Below are 8,075 nucleotides of genomic sequence, written 5' to 3' on the forward strand. Positions count from 1 at the left end.
TTTCTGAATGAATTCCTTTGAGAGTTGCCTTATAAGAAAATCCTCGATCGCCTTAAAAGAAACAACGCGATCCTTATTATTTGGCAGAAAATCGAAGAGCGATCCTATTGGAGACTCTTCATAAAATGCGTTCATCCATTCGGCCGGCCCTAAGCACCGATCAAGGCACGCCTTCCATGCAGCAGGAATTTCCCTATTTTTAGGAACCTGCCTTATGATGGCACTTGTGGGGAATAGATACCACATATCGATGGCCTTGGTTCGTGCCACCGCCTGTATAGTTGACCAATCCACCTGGCAGCCGAAAGGATCCAGGAAAAGAACTGCTCTATGCCTTCGTCCAGCAGGATGTTTTTTCCCATGCCAATCTATGGTCGCGCATATGTTAAGAAGAGACCTATTTGCATCTCCGTGAATTATCTCGATGTCCTTATTTTCATAATCTGGCTCTTCAGCAAGCCTTCTGAGTTTTTCCACATTTTTCTTTTTGCTTTCTATGAGTTTAAACGAATGAAACCCATCCTTTATGCCCAATGCACGCCGAACTGATCCTTGAAAGAACTCAACTTGTTGAGGCTCAATTTCAGGAGAAACTTCGAAAAAAGATTGGCCCGCAGAAGGTGAGGGGCTCTTGATCTGGTAGGGCTCCCCTGTTCCAGAAAATGCATCAATGTAGATGCGATGAAAGTCCTGAAATTTAAGCGCGACATTATAAGCCCTTAGGTACTCTTCAATACAGTCAAGTTTTAATCGCGTCCATTCGCCGCCGTGATCACGTTGAACCTGATCGCCCATAATCACTCCTCTGTTCTCTGCAAATCAATGCCGACGCTCAAGGCTTGTCTGGATCTTCGGTCTGCTGGACACGCTCCAGGATCAGCTGCTCGACCAGCAGCTCCAGGGCGGCGACGCGGGCGGTGATGGCGGTTGTCATTGGGCGCACCCTCCTGCGAGGTAGCAGGGTGATTTGGCGAGGCTCTTGGACATCCAATATCTTTGCCTATTCCCCGCCGGATTAATGATCCTTACCCGATAAAACGGTCCGCTTTCGTCAATAACGATCAGATCGGTGCCGTCATTTAGGTAAATGCACTCCCCCACAGCATCTGCCCATCTATCATTCGCCTGCGACATTGCACTGTCGATCTCTCGAAAGAACTCCGGAGACAGGCACGCATATCCGCCTCTTGATTGAATCTTTTCGCCGAATATCGCCGCGTTGGCGGTTGATAACGGCGTAATCACCGCCATTGCCAGCACAGCCAATCTGTATTCCATTATTCCGGTCCCCATGATCCATCAACTTCTTGGCAGAACCATGCACTGATCGCGACAGCAATGCTGCCGGGGAAATCAGCCATTACAAGCTCCCCAGGATAGCGCGGCGGCGCTCGTCGTATTCCTGCTGGGTGATCACCTTGCGGTCGAGGAGGTCTTTGATGGTGGCAAGGCGGGCTTCTGCGGAAGTCGCTGGCGCCGTAGAGACGGCCGGCGCTGCTGGCGCGGCTCCAACGTCGCGGACATCCCAAATCGAACGGATGAAGCTATCGACAGAAGCCTCATCGGAGACGGGCGCCATAGCCTCAACCGTTGTTGCGCAATTACCTTGGTAATGGCTGCGACCTTTGCGTATGAGTCTTCCCATAAAATTATCAAGCGTTGCCGTGTATTCGTATTCCTTCCTTGATCCAGTTTCTTTGAAATACCCACCAGACCGCTGCCATTTTTCTGGCTTCAAAGCACCGTCGTTCAGCGACTCTGCGTCGCTCTGCGTGACACGAGAAAAGTTGAACTTATCATTGCAAACACATCCAATCGCATACTGGTGCAGAGGACTTTTGCCTTTGACCACCAAGCGCTTTGATCCGGCCGGGAGGTCTGAACGGTTCGATTCATCTGCGAACTCGACCGAAACCGGGAAGGCTGCGCGCCAGGGGCACGTCATAGGGAAGGCGGCAAATGCGGCCGTGGTGTTCGTTGCCGACGGCGTTGTTGTTTGGCAGGATGCAAGAGTTAAGGCGCACGCAAATATCGCCGACCGTTGGTATGCGTTCATTCGAGCCCCCAATATCCCGCCGCTGCTCGCTTGGTGGCGAACTGCCCGAAGAACCCGATTGCAGTCCAGACCGCTAGCCCGAGAACGCCACCAACGATCCAAGGCGATCCAATCGCCGCACCCGCGGCGGTGAAAACCACAGCGAAGATCGGCAGACGGTGTACGCCTGAAGCAACGTCCATAAATTCGTCGAATGCACAGAGCGTGGCCCCCAGCCAGAATGCCAGCGCGAGGCCCCAGCCCCAGCCGACCAGCACCAAAGCTGGCCCCAACATGGACGCGCCATTGAAGATCCACCACATCGCCATTCCCCACTTGAACGCGAGCGCCAGCGAATAAGCGCAACCTGACTATGGCAGGGCGGCCGACCCAGGAAAATGCGGGAAAGTTCCCGCACAACCCTTGACGCGGGAAATTTCCCGCATTACTGTTCCCTCCACACCCCACCCGCCTCCACCCGGAGCCCGCCATGCAGCCTCCCACCGACTACCGGTCCTTCGACCAGCTCACCATCGGCGCCGACTGCGCCGAAGCCCGCGTCGGCGGCACCCTGCGCGGCGGCTACGTCATCGGCGACAGCTTCGCCTATTGCGCCCGCGGCTATCACCTCGTGCCGCTGGCCGCCGTTCAAGACCTGAAGCTGCACGGTTTCAAACGGCTCGCGCCCTGAGTTTCGCGGCCCCGCCGCGTCCACCTGCTCGGCGCCGGCCATCCTCGGCGCAGGGCGTTTCCTCCAACTGATCCTCACCGCCGGGGCTTTCCCCGAGGTCCCGGCGGTCTTTCTTCCAGCCCGTTACCCGCTCCGCCCGGCGGGTCGGGTTTGAGTCCGTGAGAGGCCCGGCAACGCATCCCCAGCGTGACCGTCCCCCGGTCAGCCGGGCCTTTCACTCAACCGAAAAAGAGCCGAGCCATGATCGACCCCAGCGAACTTGCCGACCTCCGCCGCCGGCGTGACGAACTGGACCAGCAGATCGCCGACATCGAATACGCCGCAGCCTGTGCTGGAAAGTCCGCGCTCGACCTGCCGATGCAGGAGAACGACGCCAATGCCGCCACCGTGCGCGACTACCTGAAGGGGCTGCTGCTGGGGGTCTGGGAGAAGGGCGAGAGCTTCGACGGGAAGCGCCCGTTCGGCAATAGCGGTTGGGAATACGACCTGTACCGACCGCTCGTCGTCGCTGGGCTGGTGCCCGGCAATGTGGGCGTGAATGCCTTCGGCAAAGAATTCGACCGCGACGCAGCTGACCGGATCATCTGCGAGGCCATCGAGGCCCTGTAACCCCATCGCCCGCCGGCGGGGCGTGATCCCCGGCACCCCTCAACCAACCGAAGAAAGGATGTCTCGGCAGTAGGTGGGAAAACGGCGGGCGACCTTGGCCGGACGCCCGCAACCTCCAGGCTGGTGGACGGTGCAAGCCCGTCGCCGGCCTTGAGGCGTCAGAGGGACGCCGCGGCGTCAGCCGATCCACCGCCTGCATTCGCCATGGCAACGGATCGGCCCCTGGCCGGCGTCGGCGCCTGAGATAGATGGCCGGCTCCCTCGCCCCATTCCACCGCATGAGCGGAGCTTTCCCGATGCGCAAGCGCCCCACGCTTTCCCAGATGAACCGCACCGTCGAGCGCTTCAACCGTGATGTGCCGATTGGTTCTGCCGTCAAGGTTCGCAAGGACAGTGGAGAGGTCGTGCAGACCGTCACCGCCAGCGAGGCTTACGTCCTGAGCGGCCACACCCCGGTGATCTTCCTCCGCGGCATCAGCGGCTGCTACGCGCTCGACCGGGTGACGCCGGCCAGCATCGGAGGCTGATCTATGCGCAAGCCCCACCCCACCATCACCACCATCTGGTGCCCCATCCCCAGCGACGACACCGCCTATGAGATCCGCGGCAGCTATACCGGCTTCGGCGACGCGGTCGAGGTGTTCGATGTCGCCATCCTGATCGACGACCGCTGGCAGGCGCCGCGCAACGCGGTGCTGGATGAGATCCTGCGCAAGGTGTTGCAACCGGCCGCAGAGGAGGCCGCGGCGAAGGTGGCGCGGGAACTGCGCGAAGCCATGCAGATGCAGGCCGTCGAGCACGACGAGCGGTGGCACGACGAGCGCAAGGAACGCCAGCTGGAGCGGGCGCACCAGCGGCTGGCGGCGGAGTGATCGATGCGTCGCCCCGTCACCTCCGCCCAGCTGAACGACCTGCACGCTCGCGGCCTGACCGACCGTCAGTTCCGGCGCGAGGTCTACGCCATCGAGCACGGTGCCGATGCCCTGCGGCTGCTGGACCTCCAGACCCGGCGCGACGTGACGGCCAAGCTCTACGGCGACGCCCTCGGCGCCGCTCGCCTGCGGCTCCGCGACGGGAGCCTCCAGCCCTACCAGCTCCGGACGCTGGCGCACGCCTTCCAGCAGTGGAAGGCCGCCGTGTCGGAGCTTGCCGAATTTCAATCCCGCCGGCCGTCCGTGCCGGCCGCTGCGGAGTGAGGCCCATGGAAACCGCCCTCAATGCCAAGGCCATCGGCCGGGACGAGCTGACCGTCCTACCCTACCGGGTCATCACCACCGAAGGCTCCCGCCGGGTCCGCGGTTGGGTCTGGCAGAGCTGCGGCATCCGCCGGGACCGGGAGAATCGCCGCATCGTCATCGACCACCTGCCGACGGGCGCCCTGATCGGCGTGGCGCCCGACGTCGAATCCGCCCTGCGTGCCGTCGCCGACCTCGACCCGCTGCTGGACAGCAACGCCACCGCCGGCGGTCACGCGCTGACGCCCTCCATCCGGGCTGTCCTGCTGCGACACCGCATCGCCCTTCCGGATCCGGTGGTCCACCCGCTGCCGGATGAGGAGGCTGCCTGACATGGCCGGCCCCTACACCATCACACCCTCGGACGAGACCGCATACGGCACGCTGATCCATCTCCATGGCCGCGTGCTGCTGATCACCGGCATCTCGTCCGATTCCGCCGCCCAGCACAACCGCCTCGCCGAGCTGATGGTCGGCGTGCTGGCCCGCCTCACCCCGGCCGAACAGGCCGAACTTGACGCCATCGTCGGCGCGCATGAGGCGCGCTGGACCCAGGAGACGCCCGCCCCATGAAAACGCTTCTCTTCTACGACACGGAGACGACCGGCCTGCCGGACTTCAAGGCGCCTTCGGACGCCGCCCATCAGCCGCACATCACCCAGATCGCCGCGCTGCTGACCGACGAAGCCGGCAACAAGCTCGCCAGCCTCGACCTGCTGGTGCGCCCCGACGGCTGGACCATTCCACCCGACCTGCAGGAGCTGACCGGGATCACCATGGAGCGCGCCGAACAGGGGGGGGTGCCTGAGATGGTCGCCCTGTCTGCCTTCGAGGCCCTGTGGCGCCGCGCCTCGCTTCGCATCGCCCACAACGAGAGCTTCGACGCGCGCATCCTGCGGATCGGCTTCAAGCGGTTCGCCGGCATCTGCCATCCGGACGAGTGGAAAGGCGGTCCTGCCGCCTGCACCCAGATCCTATCCACGCCGATCCTGAAGCTGCCGCCGACCGAGAAGATGAAGGCAGCCGGCCGAAACCATCACAAGAGCGCGAACCTGCGCGAGGCCTACGAGTTCTTCACCGGCAAGCCGCTGTCCGGCGCCCACAACGCCATGATCGACGTGATGGGCGTCAAGGCGGTGTGGTTCGCCATCCAGGATCGCAACGCGGTTCCGGCGCCGGCCGGCACCGATCTGGCGGAGGCGGTCTGATATGGCTTGCCGCCTCCTTGAATACCACGGCCCGAGCCTGCCGCTCGATGTGCTGGAAATGGTCGCTGAGCGGCGGGCGACGCGTGACGGTCTGCTGTTCCACGACCTGCCGTTCCGGCACCAGCACTCGTACCTGATGGAGGCGCAGGAACTGCTGTTCGCCACGGCGTACGACCACCTCTCGATCGCTGTGCCCACCACGGCTCCAGCGCTTTTCCGATTCGTCCGCACCGCACGGCGCAATGCGGCATTTCTCGCAAACAAGGCGTCGAACCTCCGCCAACGGGCTGAACTCATCCTGAACGGAGCGCCCTGATGAACGCCCCTTCCCGCGCCCCCACCGTCATCCGCTCTTCCTCCCTGTCCGGCTATCCCGATTGCGCGCGCCGATCCGCCTCTAAGCTGTTCCCGGCCGAGATCGCGGCGGCCGGCTTCGATCTGCGCGACCTGCCCTCCAATGTCGGCGCCGCCGTCGGGACCGGGGTCCATGCCGCCGCGGCGCTGATCCTGAAGGAGAAGGCCGCCACCGGCAGCCTGCCGCCAGTCGACGTCGCCACCGAGGCCGCCATCGAGGAGCTTCGCCGCGCCGCCGAGCCGGGCATCACCTATGACCGCGAGACCCCGGCGCTGAACGAGGCCGAGCAGCAGGCCAAGCGCATGGTGGCGGTCTACCGGCACCAGATCGCCCCCGACGTCCAGCCCCTGATCGTGGAGGAGCGGCTGGAGGCGCAGGTGACACCCGACATCATCCTGTCCGGACAGTCCGACGTCATCGCCCGCGAGCCCGGCCGCATCCGAGACCTGAAGGGCGGCAAGACGATGGGCTGCCACGCGCCGCAGATCGGCTCCTACAGCCTGCTCGCCCGCTCCAACGGGATCGAGGTGACGGAAGCCTGTGTCGACTGGATTCAGCGCGTGCCGCTGAAGAAGCCCCAGCCCGACGCCGCCGTCCACCGCTACGACGTTGCCACCGCCGAGACGGCCGCGGTCAATGTGCTGCGCCACATCGAGGGCGACCTGACCACCTTCCGTCACGGCGACCCGGAACGGCATCTGCTGCCGGGCGACCCGTGGGCGTTCGTTGCCAACCCCTCTTCCAAACTCTGCTCGGCGAAATGGTGCCCCGCGTGGGGCACGTCCTTCTGCCGCGAACACGCCGCCATCGAGGAGTGACCGCCAGCATGTCCACAACCGAACAGCAGGATCGCCCGTCACTTGCTTCCGCCCGCGCACCGGAGGACATCCGCCGCGCCGGAAAGCTGGTCGCCAAGCAGGCGGGCGGCGGCACCGTGGCCAGTTTCTTCAACGCCAACAAGGAGACGTTGAAGGCACTGCTCCCCGCGCACATGACGCCCGAACGCATGATGAAGATCGCGCTCGGTGCGCTTCGCACCACGCCCAAGCTGATGGACTGTACCATCGAGAGCCTGTTCGGCTCGGTCGTCGTCTGCGCCCAGATGGGCTTGGAGCCGAACACGCCGCAGGGACACATCTACCTGATCCCTTTCGAAAACCGGAGAAAGCAGACAACCGAGGTTCAGATCATCGTCGGTTACAAAGGGCTGATCGACCTTGCGCGCCGGTCCGGCCAGATCGAGAGCCTGTCGTCTCGCGTAGTCCATGAGCGCGACGAATTCGACATCGACTATGGCACGTCCGATCAGATCATTCACAAGCCGTTCCTGCGCGGCGACCGGGGAAGGATCGTCGGCTTCTACGCCGTCGCCAAGTTGAAAGGCGGGGGCGTCCAGTTCGAGTTCATGTCGGTCGCCGAGGTCAACGCGGTCCGCGACGGGTCACAGGGCTACCAGACCGCAAAGCGCTTCAGCAAAACCAACACCCCGTGGATCAGCAACTACGAGGAGATGGGCAAGAAGACGGTCATCCGCCGCCTGACGAAGTACCTGCCCATGTCGATCGAACTCGCCAACGCCGTCGCGCTCGATGGTCGGGCTGAAGGCGGAGAAACCCAGGGCCTCGACCGGGTGCTGGATGGCGACTTCACCGTCCTTCCCGAAGGTGAAGTGCCGGAGGATGAAGAGGGCGGCCAGGGTGACGACACCCATGGTGACGGCGAGCCTGAACCACAGAAGACCGAAACTGCGAAGCCGAAGCCGGCTGCCGCCAAATCGAAGGCGGAACCCAAGCCCGAACCGAAGTCGGCCCCCGCCCCGAGGACGCACGATCCCGAGACCGGCGAGGTGCTGAACGATGAGATCGGCACCAGCGGCCCAACCACCGATCCGGCCGATGATGACGACCTGTTCGCCGCCACCTGAGCGCCCATCCACCGGAGG

At 63.2% G+C, this 8,075-nt stretch carries 15 protein-coding genes; 11 read left to right on the top strand and 4 right to left on the bottom strand.

All coding sequences use genetic code 11. The features are described from left to right. The 4 genes from tcmP to I71_RS20000 form a co-directional block, all read right to left on the bottom strand. On the bottom strand, window positions 1-795 hold a 795-nt coding region (tcmP, locus tag I71_RS36210), incomplete at its 3' end, for a three-Cys-motif partner protein TcmP (RefSeq protein WP_148294296.1). Between the two features lie 135 nt (window positions 796-930). Next, window positions 931-1,266 carry a hypothetical protein gene (locus I71_RS37590; RefSeq protein WP_148294297.1) on the bottom strand — a complete coding sequence of 112 codons (336 nt, stop codon included), beginning with the start codon at window positions 1,264-1,266 and terminating at the stop codon, window positions 931-933. A 94-nt stretch (window positions 1,267-1,360) separates the two neighbouring features. After that, the gene (locus I71_RS37595) at window positions 1,361-1,855 is read right to left on the bottom strand and encodes an SHOCT domain-containing protein (protein ID WP_148294298.1); all 495 of its coding nucleotides are present in this window, start codon (window positions 1,853-1,855) and stop codon (window positions 1,361-1,363) included. A 197-nt stretch (window positions 1,856-2,052) separates the two neighbouring features. Beyond that, a complete protein-coding gene (locus I71_RS20000; protein WP_042697005.1) occupies window positions 2,053-2,358 on the bottom strand; it encodes a hypothetical protein in 306 nt (101 codons plus the stop codon). A gap of 167 nt (window positions 2,359-2,525) precedes the next feature. On the opposite strand from I71_RS20000, the gene I71_RS20005 reads away from it, so the two are divergent. The 11 genes from I71_RS20005 (at window position 2,526) to I71_RS20055 (ending at window position 8,057) form a co-directional block, all read left to right on the top strand. Beyond that, window positions 2,526-2,726 (top strand): hypothetical protein, encoded by a 201-nt coding sequence (locus I71_RS20005; protein WP_042697007.1) that lies wholly within the window; start codon window positions 2,526-2,528, stop codon window positions 2,724-2,726. Between the two features lie 240 nt (window positions 2,727-2,966). Then, the gene (locus I71_RS20010) at window positions 2,967-3,335 is read left to right on the top strand and encodes a hypothetical protein (protein WP_049976207.1); all 369 of its coding nucleotides are present in this window, start codon (window positions 2,967-2,969) and stop codon (window positions 3,333-3,335) included. Window positions 3,336-3,631: 296 nt separating this feature from the next. Then, complete coding sequence (locus I71_RS20015; protein ID WP_042697010.1) at window positions 3,632-3,862, top strand: hypothetical protein; 231 nt, start codon at window positions 3,632-3,634, stop codon at window positions 3,860-3,862. A gap of 3 nt (window positions 3,863-3,865) precedes the next feature. Next, on the top strand, window positions 3,866-4,207 hold the full coding sequence (locus tag I71_RS20020; protein ID WP_042697012.1) for a hypothetical protein: 342 nt from the start codon (window positions 3,866-3,868) through the stop codon (window positions 4,205-4,207). A 3-nt stretch (window positions 4,208-4,210) separates the two neighbouring features. Next, on the top strand, window positions 4,211-4,531 hold the full coding sequence (locus tag I71_RS20025; RefSeq protein WP_042697015.1) for a hypothetical protein: 321 nt from the start codon (window positions 4,211-4,213) through the stop codon (window positions 4,529-4,531). A gap of 5 nt (window positions 4,532-4,536) precedes the next feature. Further along, window positions 4,537-4,902, top strand: coding sequence for a hypothetical protein (locus tag I71_RS20030; protein ID WP_042697018.1), 366 nt, complete (start codon window positions 4,537-4,539; stop codon window positions 4,900-4,902). Between the two features lies 1 nt (window position 4,903). Next, window positions 4,904-5,143 carry a hypothetical protein gene (locus tag I71_RS20035; protein ID WP_042697021.1) on the top strand — a complete coding sequence of 80 codons (240 nt, stop codon included), beginning with the start codon at window positions 4,904-4,906 and terminating at the stop codon, window positions 5,141-5,143. Then, window positions 5,140-5,778: a 3'-5' exonuclease gene (locus tag I71_RS20040; RefSeq protein ID WP_042697024.1), complete on the top strand. Its 639-nt coding sequence runs from the start codon at window positions 5,140-5,142 to the stop codon at window positions 5,776-5,778. Before I71_RS20035 ends, I71_RS20040 begins: the two co-directional genes overlap by 4 nt. A gap of 1 nt (window position 5,779) precedes the next feature. After that, the gene (locus I71_RS20045) at window positions 5,780-6,094 is read left to right on the top strand and encodes a hypothetical protein (protein WP_042697027.1); all 315 of its coding nucleotides are present in this window, start codon (window positions 5,780-5,782) and stop codon (window positions 6,092-6,094) included. Next, the gene (locus I71_RS20050; RefSeq protein ID WP_042697030.1) at window positions 6,094-6,951 is read left to right on the top strand and encodes a PD-(D/E)XK nuclease family protein; all 858 of its coding nucleotides are present in this window, start codon (window positions 6,094-6,096) and stop codon (window positions 6,949-6,951) included. The genes I71_RS20045 and I71_RS20050 overlap by 1 nt, the downstream gene beginning before the upstream one ends. Continuing rightward, the gene (locus tag I71_RS20055; protein ID WP_159107411.1) at window positions 6,948-8,057 is read left to right on the top strand and encodes a recombinase RecT; all 1,110 of its coding nucleotides are present in this window, start codon (window positions 6,948-6,950) and stop codon (window positions 8,055-8,057) included. The genes I71_RS20050 and I71_RS20055 overlap by 4 nt, the downstream gene beginning before the upstream one ends. Window positions 8,058-8,075 lie beyond the last annotated feature (18 nt).

Source organism: Azospirillum sp. B506 (assembly GCF_000333595.1).
In the GTDB taxonomy this organism is placed as follows: Bacteria; Pseudomonadota; Alphaproteobacteria; order Azospirillales; family Azospirillaceae; genus Azospirillum.